We start from the raw sequence: 21,293 nt of genomic DNA on the forward strand, positions 1-21,293 counted from the left end.
GTAGGACAAATAATCTACCATACAACCTAAAGAAAATCAATCCAAACCCTCAGGCCGTCAGTGATGATCCTTCTAAACAACTTCCTAACAATCGTCAACCACTTTCTCAAAAAAAAATAAAATAATCCCAAATTAATTAAACTTTTAAATTCTTAATTCTTATTCTCAGCATAAAGCTTAAAAAACTATAATTAATGTAATTACTTTATAAAATATCCAAAAAACTTTCCAAACTTCCTCTATATTGGTCTCAACCAACTTGTAGATACTCTTCGACTTACCTTCTTCACCACATCATTCGAGTAATTTTTAAACTAGGCCTGTAACGCTCCGAGTTACCTAAAAAAGCCTTCAAAAAAGTTATTTTTTGAAATCAACACCTGTTGTTCTAGCTCTGGATTCATTTAGAGAATCACTGAGCGCTGGAAGTCTGCATAGCTATAAAAAACAATTTAAAACTTGTTTTCAACATGAAAGCTATACGTGCCTTCATGATCAATAAAGGGAAAAATAGTGCTTCAAACTTTATCCATGATTTATTAGGTAAAAAAAACAATTTTAGGGTTAAGAAGAAGTGCTATTAATGATGGTTAGGCCGATATAACAGAAACCTTAGACGTTAACTTTTTATGACAAAAAACAATCAATTTTTTTTAAAGAAAAGATGAAGACTGTCTAGATATTTCACTATATTAACACACATTATTCAGACAAATGCTCATTAGATATAGAAGTAGCGTAGGATGTCGCGAATCCTCTATATGGTCTTCTTAGAGCAAATTTTATGTTTAGAGCTTAAAAAGGCGTAAATTATACCCAATTAGTAACATTTGAGTGCAATTTGTTTCACTGCATTCAAATTGTTGAGAAACATGTTTGAATAAAAAATAAAAAGACTTTCAAGCGTAAGTGCTTGAATGCAGGTCTCTTAGCTTTTAATTATTGTAAACTTAAAAAAGGATTGGACATTGTCATTCATTGTGTGGGTCTAGAGTAAAAATTAGAACATGCGTATTTGCATTTACAGGCGAAGATAAAATTAACCGACAGACCTTTTTAAGAAGAACACTTTTGGCGTGGCTAATCTTGTTCAGTCTTTAAACGTTCTGACAATCGCCGTCGCTAAATGTGTAAATAACGATATTAAACTATTATATGATCATGAATTTAACGTGATCTTCAGCATTGTTACTAATGATATTCCTTTCACGATTTTACTGGCATAGAGTGCCAAAATATAGAAAAAATCGTGTGAATATTGAAAGACTACTTTACTTGTATAATAAATAATAGCTGAGTAATTTAGATAAAATTAACTCCCATTACCCAACTATTTCCCTAAATAAACTTAAGTTCTTTTGTGTTGAAAAGCATAAAAACGATTTTGTTTAAGATCAAATTCGATTTCTTCCAATGTTTTCCCTTTCGTTTCCGGAATTAAGAAAATGATAAAGAGCAACGCTACAATAGAAATTAATGCATACAACCAGAAAGTATATGTGGCTCCTAAAGCGGTCACTAAACTCAGAGTAGTTAACGTTATCAACAAGTCAAAAATCCAGTGACTGAATGCCCCAAGACTTGCCCCTTTCCCTCGTACAAACAAAGGATAAATTTCTGAATTAATTAACCAAATACAAACCCCAAACCCACCACAATTCAACATCATGTAAGCTGCTAAACAAACAACAATAAGAATTTTGCCTAAGTCAGTTTGTGGACCTGCTCCCATAAATAAATATCCCATGATAATAAGGGCAACGATAGATCCTGGTATCGTCCACAATAAATAAGAACGTCTTCCTATTTTATCGACCATAATACTACCTATTACAGTCATAACAACAAGTAAAACTGTGCTAGCTCCTGTTCCCAACACAGCAGCATCGTGCGAAAAACCAGCACGCGTTAAAATAGTTGGTGCGTAATAGATCAAGGCATTGTTACCCGTAATTTGAGAAAACATAGAAATGGAAGCCCCTACAACTACAGCGGGACGAATCCAAGGCTGTGCCAAATCTTTCCAAGTGCCTTGAGGTTGATTAGCAACTTTTTCAATCTCTTCCATCTCTATACGAGCGACAGTACTACTGCCACGTATTTTTTCGAGAATAGCCATAGCCTTTGCTTCGCGGTGCTTCATCACCAACCAACGAGGACTTTCTGGTAAAAAAAACATTCCAATCAATAAAATAATTGCAGGAACTACTCCTAATGCAAACATTGAACGCCAATGATCTCCTAGAACGAAACCGCTGAAATAAGCGACGGTAATGCCAAATACAATCATAAATTGGAACAAAACGACCATTTTTCCACGATGTTGTGGGGGGGCAACTTCAGCAATATACACGGGAATAATTTGTGTTGAGCTACCCGCTGATAGCCCCAGTAAAAATCTCGAAGCAATTAAAAATTCAATACTTGGGGAATAAGCTGAAGCAATTGAGCCTATAGCGAATACAATCGCAACAAAAATTATTACATAGCGCCTGCCAAATTGATCGGAAATAGGACCTGTACCCAAACAGCCAAATAAAGCTCCGAAAACAATGGCTCCTGTAACGATTTGTTGAATAGAATTCGTCATTATAAAATGTTTGCTTAAACCCAACAAAGCTACACCGATGATGCCCGTATCGTAGCCAAACAAAAGCCCCCCTAATGCAGCGATAATCGTTATAGCGATAACTACTGCTGTGCTTTTTGGGGTATGAATATCCTTGTCAACTCGTGTTTGCATTATTCATTTCCAATACAGTTAATTTTAAATTAAATGTTTAATAGTTAATAATTGTGAAAGTATAAAATAGTGATTTGCCCTTCCCTATTGTAATAAGTTTTATACATAATCTCGAAAATTCATACTTCTAAAATAGTTTGTTGCACAATAGTCCCTTGAAGTTATATAATTATATTTGAAATAAAATCTGTTGTCGCTTTTTTTTGCTTCCTTGAACAATGTGAATTTCATATGAAAACTCATTTGGTTTGGTTTAGAAACGACTTGCGACTTCACGATAATCCAGCACTTTATGCGGCTTGTGATGATAAAAATGCTCAAGTTTTTTCCCTGTTTATTTCTACACCAGAACAATGGAAAGAACATGGGATGTCAGCAATACAAGCCTCCTTTATTCACAATAATTTGATTGAATTAAAAACCTCTTTGAAAGAATTAAATATTCCGCTTTTGTACGAACGCTGTGCTAAGTTTTCTGATTCTATTGAAATTATTCTTAATATTTGTCAAAAATACCAAGTTGATCATTTATTTTTTAATAAACAATATGAAGTCAATGAGAAGAAAAGGGATGAATTACTTTCTCAAAAACTTAGCTTGCGCTCCGTTAAAGTAAATGCATTTGAAGGGAATGTGCTGTTAACTCCTTTGAGTCTATTAAATGGCCAAAACGAGATGTATAAAGTGTTTACATCTTTTAAAAAAATATTTAAGGAACATTTTTTTTCTAGCGTTCCATCGATTTTCCCGAAACCTGAAAAGCGTAAACAAAGCAACTTCATCGAATCTGCATTAAATTCAAAAGACTTTTCACAATCTAATATAAGCTTTGCGATTGGGGAAAAGAATGCTCTTAAACAATTTTCTGAATTCTGCACAACAACTATAAAAAACTATCACATTAATAGGGATTTCCCTGCTCTTGATAAAACAAGCAGATTATCCCCCTATTTTTCGATAGGTGTACTGTCGGTAAAGTATTGTGCTCATTATCTTATAAAAAAATATCCTCACTTTTGGTTAAACGACGCAAGCGATGTATCATGCTGGTTTAATGAGCTTATATGGCGCGATTTTTACCAACATTTAATGGTTGCTTTTCCTAAATTAAGTAAGGGCAGGGCATTTGTCGAATGGACTGAAAACATAACTTGGAACAATAATAAAGATTTGTTTAACCGCTGGAAAACTGGTACTACAGGTTTTCCCATTATAGATGCTGCTATGCAGCAACTTAATCAAACGGGGTGGATGCATAATCGTTTACGTATGATTGTTGCAAGCTTTCTAGTCAAAGATTTGCTTATAAATTGGCGTTGGGGCGAACATTATTTTATGTCGAAACTTATTGACGGTGATTTGGCGGCCAACAACGGTGGATGGCAATGGGCGGCTTCAACTGGAACAGACGCAACGCCCTTTTTTCGCATTTTTAATCCACAGACTCAAGGTGAAAAATTTGATCCAAAGGGAAATTTTATTCGATATTGGATACCTGAGTTAAAAGACGTCCCCACGCAATTTATTCATCAACCTTTACTGTATAAACAAAAACACGATAGGTTATTAAATTATCCAGATCCAATTGTTGACCATAAACAAGCAAGAGGAAAAGTGCTTCAAACATTTGAAAAAGCCAAAAATAGACTCTAAAGTTAAATTTTTTTTATCACCTAACTTCTATAGCTTTTACAATATCTGTTAGCTATTTCTTTCCCGTAATTTTCTTATTTACAATAGTATAATTATTTTTCCTCAATTGCTGTGAAAACCAACCAAGTAAAAATTAAATCGCAATTTCTTCATTAAGATTATGCAGTAAGCTTAGATTATAACTTGATAACTGCATGATCTTAATCCATTTAATTTAACAAAAAACCAACATTTGCTCTATTAGATATACTGGATTAATAATCTAACATAACGCAAAAAACTGATTTTTAGTAGCCCATAAAAACTATAAAAAGGAAGCCATTTTATCTTTTGGAAATCAGCTGAATATTCTAATTTAGATTATTCAATTCATTTCCCTTAATAATGAGTCCTTTATCGTCCGCTGTAATAGGAATACGTTCTCCATCCAATATATTACCTTGTAACACAAGCTCCGCTAACTGATTTTGTAAATTACGTTGTATAACTCTTTTTAATGGACGTGCTCCATAAACAGGATCATACCCTGCATCCGCTAACCAATCGTATGCTCGCTGATCAAGAACAAGCTCTATATTTCTATCAGCAAGCAAATCTTGCAAACGACTGATCTGTATATCCACTATTTTGGACATATCGATTTTTTGCAACCGACTGAAAAGGATAATTTCATCAAGACGATTTAAAAACTCAGGTCGAAAATGAGCTCTTACTACCTTCATCACTTCCGCTTGCGCAAGGTCTACGGATTCTCCATCTGGCTGATTGGCTAAAATCTCGGAACCTAGATTACTCGTAAGAACAATCATGGTATTGCGGAAATCAACCGTTCTTCCTTGTCCATCGGTTAACCGTCCATCATCTAACACTTGCAAAAGAATATTGAAAACATCTTCGTGAGCTTTTTCTACCTCATCGAATAATATAACTTGATAAGGTCTCCTTCTAACGGCTTCGGTTAATACCCCTCCTTCTTCGTAACCTACATAACCCGGAGGTGCGCCAATCAATCTCGCCACCGAATGTCTTTCCATAAATTCACTCATATCAATTCGCAGCATAGCTTTTTCATCATCAAATAAAAATTCTGCTAATGCTTTAGTAAGCTCGGTTTTACCAACTCCTGTTGGGCCTAAAAATAAAAATGAACCTATAGGCCTATTGGGATCTTGCAATCCCGCTCGTGAACGGCGTACGGCATTTGATACGGCTTTTAAGGCGAGTTCTTGTCCCACGACACGCTTGCGCAGTTCGTCCTCCATTCGTAATAATTTTGTTCGTTCGCCTTCAAGCATCTTATCCACCGGAATTCCCGTCCAACGGGAAACAACAGAGGCAATCTCTTTATCCGTTACCGCCTGCGACACCAGTTTGTTCGAATCAGGATATTCTAAACGTTTATCTTGCAATTCCTGAATTTGTTTTTGCAAATCAGGAATAACACCGTACATTAATTGTGACGCCCGCGCCAAATTTGCTTGACGTTGAGCAATTTCAACTTCCGATTTGGCCTGATCTAATTGTTCTTGTAATTTCTGTACCGAATTCACTTGATCCTTCTCAGCATGCCAAGCCGCCGTCATGGCATTTGATTTCTCTTCCAACTGAGCAATTTCAGTCTCTAAAACCTTTAACCGTTCCTGACTTGCTGCATCATCTTCACGCTTTAAAGCTTCTCTTTCAATTTTTAACTGGATCAATCGTCTATCCAATTCGTCCAATGCCTCCGGCTTGCTATCCACCTGCATCCTCAAACGGCTAGCCGCTTCATCAACAAGATCAATTGCTTTATCTGGGAGAAAGCGATCCGTAATGTAACGATTGGATAAAGTGGCTGCAGCAACAAGAGCACTATCGGCAATACGAACCCCATGATGCAATTCATACTTTTCAGCAATACCTCTTAGAATGGATATCGTATCTGCAACCGAAGGTTCTCCTACATAAACGGATTGAAAACGACGGGCTAACGCTGCATCTTTTTCAATGTATTTTCGATATTCATCTAAAGTGGTCGCTCCGATACAATGCAAAGTCCCTCGAGCAAGTTCTGGTTTAATTAAATTTGACGCATCCATTGCCCCATCTGTGCGCCCAGCGCCCACTAACGTGTGAAGCTCATCAATAAATAAAATGATTCCACCTGATGCCAATTCCACTTCTTTAAGAACAGCTTTTAATCTTTCCTCAAATTCACCACGATACTTAGCACCCGCAACCAACGATCCAAGATCAAGAGCCAGCAATTGTTTATTTTTTAAAGCTTCTGGAACATCCCCATTGACTATTCTCAAAGCCAATCCTTCGACAATAGCCGTTTTCCCAACACCCGGCTCACCAATTAAAACAGGATTGTTTTTAGTTCGCCTTGCCAAAACTTGAACCGTTCTTCGAATTTCTTCGTCTCGACCGATTACAGGATCAAGTTTTCCTTGGCGGGCAATTTCTGTCACATCTCTGGCATATTTTTTAAGCGCATCAAAAGAAGATTCGGCATTAGCGCTATCCACTTTTCTGCCCTTGCGTATCGCTTCTATTGCTTGATTTAAAGCCTGAGCACTGACTCCGTTTTTTTGTAAAACTTGTCCTGCCGGCGTATCAGAACTAGCAATTGCTAACAACAAACGATCTTGCGCCACATAACTATCGCCTGCCTTTTTGGCCTCTTGTTCTGCCCGATCCAGTACACGTATAAATTCAGGAGTAGCCTGAGGTTGCCCCACACCTTGCCCCTGTACTTTAGGCAAAGATTGCAAACTATGTTCGACGGCAGCTTTGACCAACGCAGGGTCTCCTCCTGCTGCACGTATCAATGCAGCGGCAGCTCCTTCTTCATCATCCAAAAGCGCTTTTAATAGATGTTGGGGAGTTAATTGTTGATGAAACTCTCGAATAGCTATGGTTTGCGCAGCTTGGATGAAACCCTTTGAACGTTCGGTAAATTTTTCAATATCCATTTTTGTCCCTTTCAAGTAGGCGACAAGCCTATACAATACATAACGTCCCAAAAATAGGCGACGTCGCTTTTGCCTGTAATTTTATCAAGTCGAAAAAAATTTTTAATCTGTGAAAATAATAAGGACACTTTTATAAGTTCCTCTGAGTATTTAACTAAATTTTACTTTATTAACGAAATTAGTATACACGAAAACCAACTCAGTAAAATAATTAAAATATCAATACATCAAAACAGCTTTATACGAATGACAAGGCTCCAAAAAGATGTTAGATTGTTAAAAATGAAAATCATTCTTAACAACCCCTTTAAGAAACTCCGTTATGAATACTCTGCGTTTAGATAAATTACCTTCGGGCAAAAACAGCATTATTGAGCGTGTTGAAGACGCTAAATCCCATGATTTAATAGCTGCTCGCTTGCGTGACCTGGGATTTGTATCAGGGGAAACGGTAAAAGTCGTTGCCTGCGGTCCTTTCGGTGGCAATCCTATTGCCGTTTTAATTGGTAGTTCTCGTTTTGCACTTCGTCGTTCTGAAGCGGCAAGAATTATTATCCGCACGGACTCTTAAACATGAGCGATTCACACCAGCCTTTTTTTTCAAGAATAGCCTTGGTTGGCAATCCAAATTGCGGAAAAACAGCCTTATTTAATCAATTAACTGGCAGTCGACAAAAAGTCGCAAATTATGCAGGTGTTACTGTTGAGCGTAAAGTAGGACGTTTAATCACACCAGAAAAGCACTCCATCACGCTAATTGATTTGCCTGGGACGTATAGTCTAAGCCCTACGAGTCCTGATGAGGCCGTAACGCGCGATATGTGCATGGGAACCTATGCGAATGAAGATGCCCCAGATGCTTTAATCTGTGTGATAGATGCAACTAATCTTAGATTACATCTTCGCTTTGCTTTGGAATTATGTCGCTTAAGGCGTCCCATGATGATCGTGATGAACATGATAGACGTCGCCAATAAACAAAAGATTAACATTGATATTCAAAAATTAGAATCGCTACTAGGAATAATAGTTATTCCTAACATTGCGACCAAAAAAGATTATAGTAAAAATATTCTTGCTAAAATGGATAATTCGTTCAGATTGCCAACCATTGCTCTTGATAAAGATACCGATTTGCATGGCAAAGTTCGGCAACTGCTTAAACAATGCGTAGGTTACACACACTCAGGTTCTATCGCGTTTGACGAAAAACTTGATCGTATCGTTTTGCATCCTATTTTTGGACCCATCATTCTTATTGGGTTACTTTTTATTATGTTCCAAGCAGTTTTTTCTTGGGCACAACCTCTTATGGATGGCATTCAAGGTTTTACAACATGGTTAGGAACCATAATAGCCGGTTGGTTACCTGAAGGAGCACTTAGAAGCTTGGTTATTGACGGTATATTTGCCGGAGTCGGGACAACTATTGCGTTTCTTCCTCAGATTTTGATTTTATTTCTTTGGATATTATGCCTTGAAGAGTCTGGATACCTGCCTAGAGCAGCGTTCTTGCTTGATAAGATTATGGCTTCCGTCGGTCTTAACGGCCGATCGTTTATTCCTTTATTATCAAGCTTTGCATGTGCAATTCCTGGAATTATGGCTACACGAACTATACCAAGCGCCAGAGATCGTTTGGTTACTATCCTTATTGCACCTCTAATGACGTGCTCCGCACGCCTTCCCATTTATACATTACTTATTAGCGCCTTTATCCCACACACTTTTATTGGTTATTTTTTTAATTTGCAAGGCATTGTCCTTTTTGGACTTTATCTTCTTGGAATTATAAGTGCTTATCTCGTAGCGCTCATCCTTAGAAATAAAAGAAAAGACGAAAACACCCTTATTTTAGAATTACCCTCCTATAAAATTCCCCATTTTCGTAGTCTTGTATTTGGTCTTTGGCAAAGATTAACACTTTTTGCATCGCGCGTTGGAAATATTATTGTTACAGTGAGTGTACTCTTATGGGCTTTATCGAGCTTCCCCAAAGCTCCACACGATGCAATAAGGCCTGCAATAGACTATAGTTATGCTGGAATGGTGGGACATTGGATACAACCCCTTTTTACTCCTCTTGGTTTTAATTGGGAAATTTGTGTAGCACTTATTCTTGGAATTGCAGCTAGGGAGGTTGCAGTAACGTCCCTTGCAACCGTATATGCGGTAGCTTCTATTGATCCTGAAACCCCTACACAATTAATCAATTTTCTCTCAACCCGTTGGAGTATTGCGACCGGTTTATCCTTTTTAGTATGGTATGTGTACGCACCTCAATGCTTTTCTACGTTAGCTGTAATAAAAAAAGAAACCGCTTCTTGGAAAATAGCCTGGGCAGCTGCCACCTATTTAACTTTTTTAGCTTACATAGGCTCGCTTATTATCTGGCAAACGGCTAATTTATTCTAAAAATAGGAGAAGAAGAATATGCAAAATTTTATTGTTGCCATTGTTGTTAGTATATGTGCATTTCTATGGATTAGCCGCCTTTTCCCTAAATTGAAAACACTCCTATGGAAAGGCTTAGCTATTTTCCTTAGAATTTTACATGCGCCTAGCTCTACCCAACACTGGGCTTTGAAACATGGTTTAACTTATAAAACCACAGGATGCAGCTCTTGTGACAAATGTAATAAATGCTGTTAAATGAAAAATAGACAAAATAGAAAATAAAAAAGCATACTTTTATGAAAGTATGCTTTTCCAATACTAATCCAATTTTATCGATTTTATTACATACAAGAATTAAATCTTTACGTCATTAGTAACGATAGGTTTCAGGTTTAAAAGGACCTTGAACGTCAACACCAATATAATCTGCTTGCACTTTACTTAAGGTTGAGAGTTCAGCTCCAACTTTGGCCAAGTGTAAAGCCGCTACTTTCTCATCCAAAAATTTAGGCAACGTGTAAACTTTAGCTTGATATTTATCTTTGGAAGCGGTCCACAATTCAATTTGAGCCAGCACTTGATTGGTAAATGAAGCGGACATGACAAAAGAAGGATGACCCGTTGCATTCCCAAGGTTAACTAGTCTTCCTTCAGAAAGCAAAATAATACGTTTGTTATCGGGAAAAATAATCTCATCAACTTGTGGCTTAATATTTTCCCATTTAAAGTTACGCAGTTGATTGACTTGTATCTCTGAATCAAAATGACCAATATTACAAACAATGGCCCTATTCTTCATTGCTCGCATATGATCTAACGTAATAATATCAACGTTACCCGTACACGTTACGAAAATATCACCTCGGGAAGCAGCATGCTCCATGGTAACAACTTCATACCCTTCCATAGATGCTTGTAAAGCACAAATAGGGTCGACTTCTGTCACCAAAACCCGACAACCCGCGTTACGCAGACTTGCTGCTGAACCTTTGCCTACATCACCAAAGCCTGCAACCACAGCAACTTTACCCGACATCATAACATCAGTACCACGACGAATGGCGTCAACCAAACTTTCACGACACCCGTAAAGATTATCAAACTTTGATTTTGTTACACTATCGTTTACATTAAAAGCAGGAACCAACAACGTTCCTTTTTTTTCCATTTCTCTCAACCGATGAACACCTGTGGTGGTTTCTTCAGAAAGACCTCGTATGTCTTTGAGCATTTCTGGGTATTTTTGATGCATGATCAAGGTGAGATCCCCACCATCATCCAGAATCATATTCGGCACCCATCCATTTGGACCATGAATCGTTTGTTCAATACACCAATTAAATTCGTCTTCGTCCATACCTTTCCAAGCAAAGACCGGGATTCCAGCTGCAGCGATCGCTGCAGCAGCATGATCTTGCGTTGAAAAAATATTGCATGAGGACCAACGAACGTCTGCCCCTAATTCAACTAAAGTTTCAATTAAAACCGCCGTTTGTATAGTCATATGCAAACAACCAACGATACGAGCACCTTTTAATATTTGTTTTGTCTTGTATTCTTCACGAAGTGCCATCAAACCAGGCATTTCGCCCTCCGCGATAGAGATTTCTTTTCTTCCCCACCCAGCTAATGCAATATCTTTCACTTTAAAATCATGCTGTAAACTCATTTTTTTTCCTATCGTCAGTTAAATCTTAAATTACTTCTATGCCATAAATTTTATCGTATCAACAATAACGCATCATCGAGTAGTAAATTACAAATTATTCATTAATAAATTGGGAAACCAAATCACTGATGTGCCCTATTTCTTTTAAATTCGTACCTTTTGGGATAGATAATTTTGTATTCCCTCTAGCAATACGTTTAGGAAAAACAACTTCGTCAAATCCCAGTTTATGGGCTTCCTTAATTCTTAAATCAGCTTGTGGAACTTGCCTAATCTCACCCGATAATCCAATCTCACCGAAAAACACAGAGCCTGGCGAGGACGCCTGCTGTGTCAGCGCCGAAATTAAAGCAGCGGCAACAGCTAAGTCCGCTGCAGGTTCGGTAATTCGAAGCCCCCCCGCCATGTTTAAATAAACGTCAACGCTATTAAACCGTAACGAACACCGTGTTTCTAAAATCGCTAACAGCATGTTTAATCGAGCGCTATCCCAACCAACCACCGTACGCCTCGGAGCGGAATCGCCAAATTTTGGTGCTAACAATGCTTGTACTTCCAACAGAACAGGGCGTGTACCTTCCAAGCCAGCAAACACTGCTGAACCTGCTACATGACCGTGACGCTCGGCTAAAAACAAGGCTGAAGGATTAGAGACCTCTACCAATCCTTCATCCGTCATTGAAAAAACACCAATTTCATCGGTAGCCCCAAATCGATTTTTAGCAGCCCGTAATATACGAAATTGATGTCCTCTATCCCCTTCAAAATAAAGAACCGCATCGACCATATGTTCAAGAACTCTAGGCCCAGCCAAAGCCCCTTCTTTTGTGACATGCCCAACAAAAACCAATGAAAACTCTTTACGTTTTGCCATTCTGATTAATTCAAACGCACACGCACGGACTTGACTTACCGTCCCTGGTGCGCCGGCAATGGTATCCAACCACATTGTTTGAATCGAATCAATGACAACCAAAACAACATCCGCTTCCATTTCGAGCGTCGCTAAAATATCCGAAACATTAATACACGCTGCTAATCTTATATACTTACGTTCTTGTGAGGCCTCTAACCCGAGACGATTAGCACGTATACGAATTTGGTTAATAGACTCTTCACCAGAAATATAAAGAACGGTTAATCCTTGTTTGGATAAAGAACAGGCTGCTTGCAGTAATAAAGTAGATTTTCCAATACCTGGATCACCGCCAACCAAATTCACAGAAGACTGGACCAATCCCCCCCCTAACACACGATCAAGTTCGGGCATACCAATGAGCTGACGGCTTGGTGGAGCGCTATCCCCATCAAGTTGAGTGAACGTAATTTTTTGTCCTTGCGAGTGATCTATAACGGACAAAGGTCTATTTTCGACTTGCTGCTCTTCTTCAATCGTGTTCCATTCCCCACACGCCTCACAACGCCCCATCCATTTGGGGTATACAGAACCACAATGTTGACAGACAAAATTTTTTATCGGCTTTTTGGCCACGCGTTCCTTTTATACCTTCGTTTCTATTTTTATTGGCCCTTGCATCAAGCCATGCGTGAATTGATGTACATAAGGATTGTCCGAGGTCATTAAATCTTGAGCCTTCCCTTGCCAAATCAACTCGCCTTGATACAACATGGCCACTTGATCACCAATACGTTGTGCAGAAGCCATATCGTGTGTAATGGCAATAGCGGTTGATCCCAATGTATCTACACAGTTTTTGATTAACCCATCAATAACCGCCCCCATAATAGGGTCCAAACCCGTCGTAGGTTCATCAAACAAAATAATTTCTGGTTCTGAAACAATTGCTCTAGCAAGACCAACTCGCTTTTGCATTCCCCCTGATAATTCATCAGGATAAAGATGAGCAACTTTTAAAGGATTAAGGCCTACTAACTCAAGCCCTTTTGAAGCCTTGGCATAAATCTCGGATCGACTTAATCTTTTTCTTTTTCTCAAATGTCCATTTAACAAAGCAAACCCTACATTTTCCCATACGGGCAAACTATCGAATAGAGCGGAATTTTGGAACAACATTCCCATTTGCTCTAACTTTTCGGATCTTTGAGCATTCGGAAGTTTTGTGATATCTTGTCCATCAATTTCAATGCTACCACTATCTGGTTGCATTAGCCCAAGCAAACAACGCAACAAAACTGATTTTCCGCTCCCTGAACCTCCTACCACCACAAACGAAGTACCGGATGCTACGTCCATATTAATGTTGCGCAAAACTTGATTACTTCCAAACGCTTTGGACAAACCACGTATGCGTATTTTAGGTTTTTCAATCTGTTTCATTTTGCAAAAAAGATGTCCGTTAATAAGTAATCAAAAACTAATAAAAGTATAGAAGCTGCCACAACTGCAGAAGTGGTAGCCGCTCCAACGCCTTGCGCACCACCCCGGCTGCGATACCCATGATAACATCCCATCAAAGCAATTAAAAATCCAAACACAGCAGCCTTCACTAAACCAATCGTGATATCAATAGGTTTTATAGCATTAATAGTTGAAGCAATATAACCCTGCGAAGAAAAACCCAATTTTATAATTGAAACAGTAAATCCGCCCATAACCCCTAAAATATCCGCAATCAATACCAAAAAAGGTAAGGCCAATGTCGAGGCCAATAATCGAGGCGCCACCAAATATTTCATAGGATTAGTCGATAACGTTTTTAACGCATCAATCTGATCAGTCACACGCATCGTACCGATTTCTGCGGCCATAGCTGCTCCGACACGTCCAGCCACCATCAACCCTGCCAAAACAGGCCCCAATTCACGGGTAACCGCTAATACAACAATACTGGCAATTGCACTACTGACGTGATATTGAGCCATACCGGTATAGGATTGTAATGCAATTACTCCACCTGAAAACAAAGCCGTCAAAGCCACAACAGGAAGCGACAAATACCCAATATTTATTAAAGATTTTAAAAAAATACGCCAATAAAAAGGAGGGTAAAAAATATTGATTATTCCTCGAATGCCAAATAAGGCTAAAGCACCAGCTTCTTCAATACCACTTATGACTAATCGTCCAAACAACGCTATCCATATAAAAAATTTTTTCGATATTTGCATTTTTTCTCCTAAAAGGTATCGAAAACTTTAAGCTGTATGTAGGAAATAATGAAATTAATTGTAAATTTATACAAGGATTTCTATTTTGTTGCCATTTCGAGTGTTAACTTAAAACATCAAATTTTACTTTGTATATAAAAAAGCTAAAGTTAAGGCGCAAGATTTATTCTGACGTAAAAACCAAAAACCATCAATCAATTACTTTCTTTTAACGCAAAACATCTTTAAAAGATGTTTTATTATTTTTATATCACACTTACTTTATAGTGATCGAATTATACACACGCTACATAAAAATTATATAGGAGAAAATGGCAGTGCGTATTGCAATGATTGGTGGAGGATATGTAGGACTCGTTTCAGCAGCCTGTTTTGCTGAATTTGGTTTGCATGTCAATATTGTGGAAACAAATACAAACCGTCTAAATACCCTCAAACAGGGACAAATACCTATTTATGAACCTGGATTGGATGACCTTGTACAAAATCATTTAAAAACAAAACGCCTACAATTTTTTGACAAAATAGAAGAAGCTATTAATGAATGTGAGGCGATTTTCATTGCCGTGGGTACGCCTCCAAGAAATGGTGATGGCCATGCTGATTTGACATACGTACACAAAGCTGCCTCACAAATCGCTAAACATTTAAAGCAGTACGCAGTAATTGTAACCAAGTCCACCGTTCCAATTGGTACCAGTCGCCGTATTGCTCAAATTTTACGTGAAGAAAATCCTGATCTTGACTTTAGTGTTGCTTCAAACCCTGAGTTTTTAAGAGAAGGGGAAGCTTTAAAAGATTGTATGAAGCCAGACAGAGTTATTATTGGTATAGAAAAAGACAAATATAACCAAGATCAGAGAGCTCAAGAAGTTTTATCTAGACTTTATCAACCTTTATTTCAGCAAAAAACACCTATTTTATTTATGGATCTTGAAAGCGCCGAGCTGGCCAAATATGCTTCAAACTGTTTTTTAGCTATGAAGTTGTCTTATGTTAACGAATTGGCAGATCTTTGCGAATTAACCGGTGGAAATATTGAGGATGTTACAAAAGCTGTTGGACTAGACCATCGAATTGGAAAACATTTTCTTCAACCAGGCCCTGGATTTGGAGGTTCATGCTTTCCTAAAGATACCCTTGCTCTTATTCGAATTGCTCAAGAAACAGGAGCTTCAACGCGCATGGTTGAAGCAACGGCTCAAGCCAATGATGCAAGAAAAGCCAATATGAGCGGAAGAATTATCAATTTTTGTGGTGGAAGTGTATACAACAAAACCATTGCAATTTTAGGATTGACTTTCAAACCCAACACCGATGACATGCGACAATCTGCCTCCTTACCAATTATTCACCGTCTTATCGAAGGAGGCGCACTTATCAAAGCTTTTGATCCTGTTGCTAATGAAAAAGCAAAAGAACTTTTACCAAAAGAAGTACGTTATTGCAAAGATATACAATCTACTACGAGTGAAGCCGATGCGTTAGTCATCTTAACCGAATGGAATGAATTTCGTTCTTTATCTCCAGCTAATTTAAAAATTTGGATGAAACGTCCCATAGTAATTGATTTTAGAAATATGTATGATCCTAAAGCAATGTTCAATCAAGGCATTCAGTACTATTCTATTGGCAGACCACAATTTTAACAATCGTTCTAATTTCAGAATTCTATTCCTAAAATAGAATTCTTATTTTTTATAAAATGAGCACCAATAATAAAACAAACTTCGTCTTAGATAAAAATTAGCTAATTTTCTTAACGATACGCTAAGAAGATGTTCGTATACATCTGAAATTTCTATCTTAGAAGCGTAATCACCCTTTGAAATTTATACTAAAAGCCCAACATCCCCCTGTTTAAAATCCTTATGCCTTTCGAACTCTGCAAATTTTTTACTCTAATCTCAAAACACGATTTAAACCTAAATTGAATCGAATCCCTAGACATTACTAAAAAGATAATTTTTATAGGGTCAAAATTAGTTATTAAAAAAGTAACAATTTTATTATTGATCTATCATTCAATTGCTTATATAGCATTTGATAATTGCAAAGAAGAAATATTTTACTTCATTACACTGATATTTTGACTATGAAATTTTAGGAGCCAAATCGTGGAAACAAAACCTGATTTGCAAACCATATCTCTAGATGCTTTTGACCCCTATGAAATGGCCGGAAAAGCTGAAAAAATGATGGTTGCAAAAGTTCAAAAACCATTTTCGAAAGTATTCCTTTCCTCCACATACGGTGGTTTTTTTATTGGGTTGGCTTTTATCTTTTTCACATTGGTAACCACTGGATCTTCTACCATGCCATACGGTATGGCAAAGCTCATCGGAGGACTGTGCTTTAGCATGGGATTAATGCTCGTCGTGGTTTGCGGCGCAGATTTATTTACCTCTACAACATTAACTTTTATTGCCAAAGAAAGTAATAAAATTACATGGCTCCAACTTTTTAGAAATTGGAGCTTTGTTTATTTTGGTAATTTTGTCGGGGCGTTATTTTTGGTATTCTTAATTTACATCAGTGGCCACCCATGGGATGCAGACGGACAAATTGCTTTAAATTATATGAACATTGTCGACCATAAATTGCACCATACGTTTATAGAAGCTATTGGATTAGGGATCATGTGTAACGTGATGGTCAGTTTAGGGGTGTGGCTCTGTTTTAGTTGCCGAACCAGTGCCGACAAAGTATTGGTCTTGCTACTTCCTATCGCCATGTTCGTTGCTTGCGGATTTGAGCACTGCGTTGCAAACATGTATGAAATTCCAATGGGAATTTTAATAAAAAGCACCACTCCTTCTGGATTTTGGGTATCTCATGGAATTAATATCACCAAGTATGCTGACTTAACATGGAGCAATTTTTTCTTACATAACCTCATTCCTGTCACCATTGGTAATATTATTGGCGGGGCATTACTGATTGGCTGGGGAAATTGGCTGCTTTTTTTACGTCGTCATACAGAAGTAAAAGAACATTAGTTCGTTTTTACAGCGTTCTATTATTCATTTCTTAATTACATTACCGTGATCAAGAAATGGATAATAAACACCCTCAATACCAAATCGACACCGTTCCCCAATGACAAAATGGATACCCTCATAACATCGTTATAAGCCAAACGTTATTCTACCTCACTCTAAAACTTCTAAAACTGAAATTAGCCATTTAATTTTAAAGCATTAAAGTTAAAACCATAACCAATACATACCTATGATACGTGGTTCTCAAACTCGTCATATAAAAACATCAAATACATGCCGTATATCCAGATGTAATTTTTTTAACCAACCATAAAGTTTGAGTATATATTCACCGACATAATAAACGAAAACATAATTCAAACTATCTTAACTTGCCCTTCTATCAACCAATAGACGTCCGTATAAAAAATATTTAAAGCGTCTTTGGTTAACACAAGATTAATAAGTGCCTTATTTTTAAGCGTAATGTTGATCAACTCGAATTTTATTATACCCTAATTTTTGATAGTTTATTTCAAGCCTATATTACTTTTATACTCAATCAAATAAAAAAGGGTTTCGCCCAGTGAAACCCTTTTAAAATTAACTTTAATTCACTCCGTAAAAAAATTAATTTACGTATATAAGTTTGCGGTTAACAAATTCTAAAATACCTTCTTTCGCTAATTCTCGACCATATCCAGAATGTTTTGTACCACCAAAAGGTAAGTCAGGAGCTGTCCACGTTGGTTTATTAATAAAAACCATACCCGTATCAATTTGCTTAGCAATTTTTTTGGCTCGCTCGATATCTTTTGTATAAATTGATCCCCCCAAACCAAAAGGCGAATCATTCGCAAGTTTAATTGCAGCTTCTTCGTCAGGAACCCGAAAAAACAAAATAACAGGACCAAAAAACTCTCTATAGTATGCAGGATTCTCCTTAGTAATATTTGTCAATATGGTTGCTTCCATAAATGCTCCGGGATGCTCTGGACGTTTACCTCCGATAACCACGTTTGCACCATGCTCTATTGCTTTTTTGGTCAACTCGGCAATATCTTTGGCTGCACTCTCTGATGATAGTGGTCCTAAGGTCGTACTTCGATCCATAGGATCACCCATCTTTAAACTGGAAAATTTTTCGACAAGTTTATTTAAAAACTGATCGGCAATAGAATCCATAACAATAAATCTTTTTGAAGCAACACAACATTGCCCCGTATTATTCATCCGCCCCCACATTCCCCACATGCACGTTTGATCCAAATCAGCATCTTCTAATACAATGAACGCATCGCTTCCCCCTAATTCCATTGTCGATTTCTTTAAACTTTCACCTGCTTTGCTTGCTACAGAACTGCCTGCTTTCTCACTACCCGTAACCGCGACGCCACGAATCCTTGAATCCTCTATAATTTTACCAATATGGCTTGAGTCCACATATAGATTCGTGTAAGCGCCTTCAGGGGCGCCGGCATTTAACATTAATTTTTCAAACGCTTCTGCACATTGTGGAACAATAGAGGCATGTTTAACCAAAACAACATTTCCAACCATTAAGTTCGTAGCGACTACCCTAACCAATTGATAGTAAGGAAAATTCCAAGGTTCTACACAAAGAATAATCCCTAAAGGTTCATTCTCTATCCAAGCTTGCTTGCCATCTTTAGGTTTTAACACCTCTGCCGCTAAAAATTTTTCAGCATTTTCTGCATAATAATCAAAGATTTCTGCAGTTACATCAACTTCCCCTTCGGCTTCTGAAATAAGCTTTCCCATTTCTAAAGTAACTAATCGCGCAAACTCACCTTTTTTTTCACGTAAAATAGAAGCCGCTTTTTTCATAACTGCACGCCTGGTCGCAAAATCAGTTTTACGCCATTTTTCAAAACAAACTTCTGCCTGATCAATTTTTTCTGCCACTTCTCGTTCTGTCAAAGACACGTAGGATTTGATTTCTTTATTTGTAAAGGGATTAACCGTTTTGTATGCCATTTGAACAATAACTCCTCTATATATAATAATTAATTATGCTATTCTCTTTTAAAAAAGCACCAAATTAATCCTATTCATAACTATAAATTAAACGAGAAGATAATCAATAAGAAGGAGTACTACTCACTTAATTATGATGAAGGCTTAGATCTACATAAACTTAAAACTTATTCCTATAAAAACAGTTTTAAGCGTTCCGTTTCTCAGTATTTTTGCTATAATATTTAATTAATTTATCCTTCAGGTTTATAATACATGAACACAATATTGATTATTGGCAGTTTAAATATTGATCTAGCAACCGATATTGATATATTTCCTGAAGCTGGAGAAACCTTACTTGGAGGGCCTCTAGAAATAAGTTGCGGAGGCAAAGGCAATAATCAAGCTATTGCGGCTTCTAGACTTGGATCTAAGGTAAGCATTCTTGGGGCCATCGGTGCAGATAATTTTGGTAAAATACTTATAGAAAATTTACTTAACAATCAAATTAATATAGATCATTTAATTATAAGAAACAATGTTCCGACAGCCACAGCCTTGATTACAAGAACACCTCAAGACAATCGCATTGTTGTCACTCAAGGAGCTAATAATACTTTAAAACCTGAGGATATTATTCATGCATATAAATGCATTGCAAAGCACGATATTATCCTGTTACAGCAAGAGATTCCTTTGGAAACTCAGTATAAAGCGATAGAAATTGCCTATGAATTAGGAAAGACTATAGTTGTCAACCCTGCACCGAAACGCAAAATTTCTCCGTCCATTTTAAAAAAAATTAATTATCTCTTACCAAATGAACATGAAATATTTTCCTTAGCCCAAACGAAATCAGAATGCTTTGAAAATATTATTTTGTCATCATCTGTGCCAATCATTATGACTTGGGGTCAAAAAGGCGTATTGTATAAAAGCAAAGACGGAACTATAACTCATATTCCTGCTTATTCTGTCCCTATTATTGACACAACGGGTGCTGGCGATGCATTTTGTGGAGCATTTTGTAGTTTCAATTCCTTAGGAGTAGAGGCCGCTATTCATAAAGCTTTGCAGGTTTCTGCTTTAGCGGTTACGCGTCGAGGTGCCCAAAATGGAATGCCAACATTACGACAACTGGAGATGCATCCTTTTTTTCGATAATAAACCACTTTGTAAAATTTTATCTGGATCTTTATGAATAGTGATTTTTTTCATTATATTGACCTTGTCGGCACCTTTGCTTTTGCTATTAGTGGTGCTTTAGCGGCTATTAATCGAAATTTAGATATTTTTGGCGTGTTTGTTATTTCATTTAGTACAGCTTGTGGTGGAGGAATATTACGAGATATTTGTATAGGTTCATTTCCTCCTATTGGTTTAGTCAGCTTGCAATATGTATATATTGTCTCTTTGGCAGTTTTTCTTTCAGCATTCTTCCAAAAATTACTTCTGAAGTTAAATCATCCCACTCTTTTTTTTGATGCTATTGGATTAGGATTCTTTGCTTCTTTTGGCGCACATAAAACTTATCTATTAATTCAAAATAGTGAAATTGCCATCTTGCTTGGCATTGTCACCGCTGTAGGAGGAGGAATATTACGAGATATATTAACCACAACGATACCTACTGTACTGACGAAAGAAATTTATGCTTCTGCAGCCATTATTGGCACAGTTATACAACTTTTTGGTGAAAAAGAATTTATTAACCCAACATACGCGCCGTGGTTAGCTATTATAATTTGTAGCTCTATTCGTTTACTTTCTCTAAAATTTAAATGGAATTTACCCTCTATCAAAAGCATATGATTCAACAAAAT

At 37.3% G+C, this 21,293-nt stretch carries 15 protein-coding genes; 8 read left to right on the forward strand and 7 right to left on the reverse strand.

From position 1 onward, the window contains the following. Window positions 1-1,348 precede the first annotated feature (1,348 nt). Window positions 1,349-2,743 (reverse strand): sugar porter family MFS transporter, encoded by a 1,395-nt coding sequence (locus tag AABE15_RS08495; protein ID WP_338330866.1) that lies wholly within the window; start codon window positions 2,741-2,743, stop codon window positions 1,349-1,351. A 231-nt stretch (window positions 2,744-2,974) separates the two neighbouring features. Here AABE15_RS08495 and phrB point away from each other — a divergent pair, with 231 nt between their 5' ends. Beyond that, window positions 2,975-4,396 (forward strand): deoxyribodipyrimidine photo-lyase, encoded by a 1,422-nt coding sequence (gene phrB, locus AABE15_RS08500; RefSeq protein WP_338330867.1) that lies wholly within the window; start codon window positions 2,975-2,977, stop codon window positions 4,394-4,396. A 350-nt stretch (window positions 4,397-4,746) separates the two neighbouring features. Here the strand turns inward: phrB and clpB are convergent, their stop codons facing one another. Continuing rightward, window positions 4,747-7,353, reverse strand: a complete 2,607-nt coding sequence (gene clpB / locus AABE15_RS08505) for an ATP-dependent chaperone ClpB (RefSeq protein ID WP_338330868.1) — start codon at window positions 7,351-7,353, stop codon at window positions 4,747-4,749. Window positions 7,354-7,675: 322 nt separating this feature from the next. Between clpB and AABE15_RS08510 the strand changes: the two genes are divergently transcribed. The 3 genes from AABE15_RS08510 to AABE15_RS09280 are packed head-to-tail and all read left to right on the forward strand — an operon-like array spanning window position 7,676 to window position 10,005. Then, complete coding sequence (locus AABE15_RS08510; RefSeq protein ID WP_338330869.1) at window positions 7,676-7,924, forward strand: FeoA family protein; 249 nt, start codon at window positions 7,676-7,678, stop codon at window positions 7,922-7,924. A 2-nt stretch (window positions 7,925-7,926) separates the two neighbouring features. After that, window positions 7,927-9,768 carry a ferrous iron transport protein B gene (gene feoB / locus AABE15_RS08515; protein WP_338330870.1) on the forward strand — a complete coding sequence of 614 codons (1,842 nt, stop codon included), beginning with the start codon at window positions 7,927-7,929 and terminating at the stop codon, window positions 9,766-9,768. Between the two features lie 18 nt (window positions 9,769-9,786). Then, a complete protein-coding gene (locus tag AABE15_RS09280; protein WP_408870271.1) occupies window positions 9,787-10,005 on the forward strand; it encodes a DUF6587 family protein in 219 nt (72 codons plus the stop codon). A gap of 115 nt (window positions 10,006-10,120) precedes the next feature. Here AABE15_RS09280 and ahcY read toward each other — a convergent pair whose 3' ends face one another. The 4 genes from ahcY to AABE15_RS08535 all read right to left on the reverse strand — a co-directional run bounded on the left by ahcY (window position 10,121) and on the right by AABE15_RS08535 (window position 14,509). Continuing rightward, window positions 10,121-11,419, reverse strand: a complete 1,299-nt coding sequence (gene ahcY / locus AABE15_RS08520) for an adenosylhomocysteinase (protein ID WP_338330871.1) — start codon at window positions 11,417-11,419, stop codon at window positions 10,121-10,123. Window positions 11,420-11,513: 94 nt separating this feature from the next. Then, complete coding sequence (radA, locus tag AABE15_RS08525; RefSeq protein WP_338330872.1) at window positions 11,514-12,911, reverse strand: DNA repair protein RadA; 1,398 nt, start codon at window positions 12,909-12,911, stop codon at window positions 11,514-11,516. Window positions 12,912-12,920: 9 nt separating this feature from the next. Then, complete coding sequence (locus AABE15_RS08530) at window positions 12,921-13,718, reverse strand: ATP-binding cassette domain-containing protein (protein ID WP_338330873.1); 798 nt, start codon at window positions 13,716-13,718, stop codon at window positions 12,921-12,923. Further along, on the reverse strand, window positions 13,715-14,509 hold the full coding sequence (locus AABE15_RS08535; RefSeq protein WP_338330874.1) for an ABC transporter permease: 795 nt from the start codon (window positions 14,507-14,509) through the stop codon (window positions 13,715-13,717). The genes AABE15_RS08530 and AABE15_RS08535 overlap by 4 nt, the downstream gene beginning before the upstream one ends. Before the next feature lie 311 nt (window positions 14,510-14,820). On the opposite strand from AABE15_RS08535, the gene AABE15_RS08540 reads away from it, so the two are divergent. Together AABE15_RS08540 and focA are read left to right on the forward strand one after the other, a co-directional pair. Then, on the forward strand, window positions 14,821-16,158 hold the full coding sequence (locus AABE15_RS08540) for a UDP-glucose/GDP-mannose dehydrogenase family protein (protein WP_338330875.1): 1,338 nt from the start codon (window positions 14,821-14,823) through the stop codon (window positions 16,156-16,158). Between the two features lie 468 nt (window positions 16,159-16,626). After that, window positions 16,627-17,508 (forward strand): formate transporter FocA, encoded by an 882-nt coding sequence (gene focA / locus AABE15_RS08545; RefSeq protein WP_338330876.1) that lies wholly within the window; start codon window positions 16,627-16,629, stop codon window positions 17,506-17,508. A gap of 612 nt (window positions 17,509-18,120) precedes the next feature. On the opposite strand, the gene AABE15_RS08550 is transcribed toward focA, so the two are convergent. Beyond that, on the reverse strand, window positions 18,121-19,488 hold the full coding sequence (locus tag AABE15_RS08550) for an NAD-dependent succinate-semialdehyde dehydrogenase (RefSeq protein ID WP_338330877.1): 1,368 nt from the start codon (window positions 19,486-19,488) through the stop codon (window positions 18,121-18,123). Window positions 19,489-19,743: 255 nt separating this feature from the next. On the opposite strand from AABE15_RS08550, the gene AABE15_RS08555 reads away from it, so the two are divergent. After that, window positions 19,744-20,634 carry a ribokinase gene (locus AABE15_RS08555; RefSeq protein WP_338330878.1) on the forward strand — a complete coding sequence of 297 codons (891 nt, stop codon included), beginning with the start codon at window positions 19,744-19,746 and terminating at the stop codon, window positions 20,632-20,634. Window positions 20,635-20,667: 33 nt separating this feature from the next. Then, complete coding sequence (locus AABE15_RS08560) at window positions 20,668-21,282, forward strand: trimeric intracellular cation channel family protein (protein ID WP_338330879.1); 615 nt, start codon at window positions 20,668-20,670, stop codon at window positions 21,280-21,282. Window positions 21,283-21,293: the final 11 nt, after the last annotated feature.

The organism is Commensalibacter sp. Nvir, from assembly GCF_963921845.1.
GTDB lineage: Bacteria > Pseudomonadota > Alphaproteobacteria > Acetobacterales > Acetobacteraceae > Commensalibacter.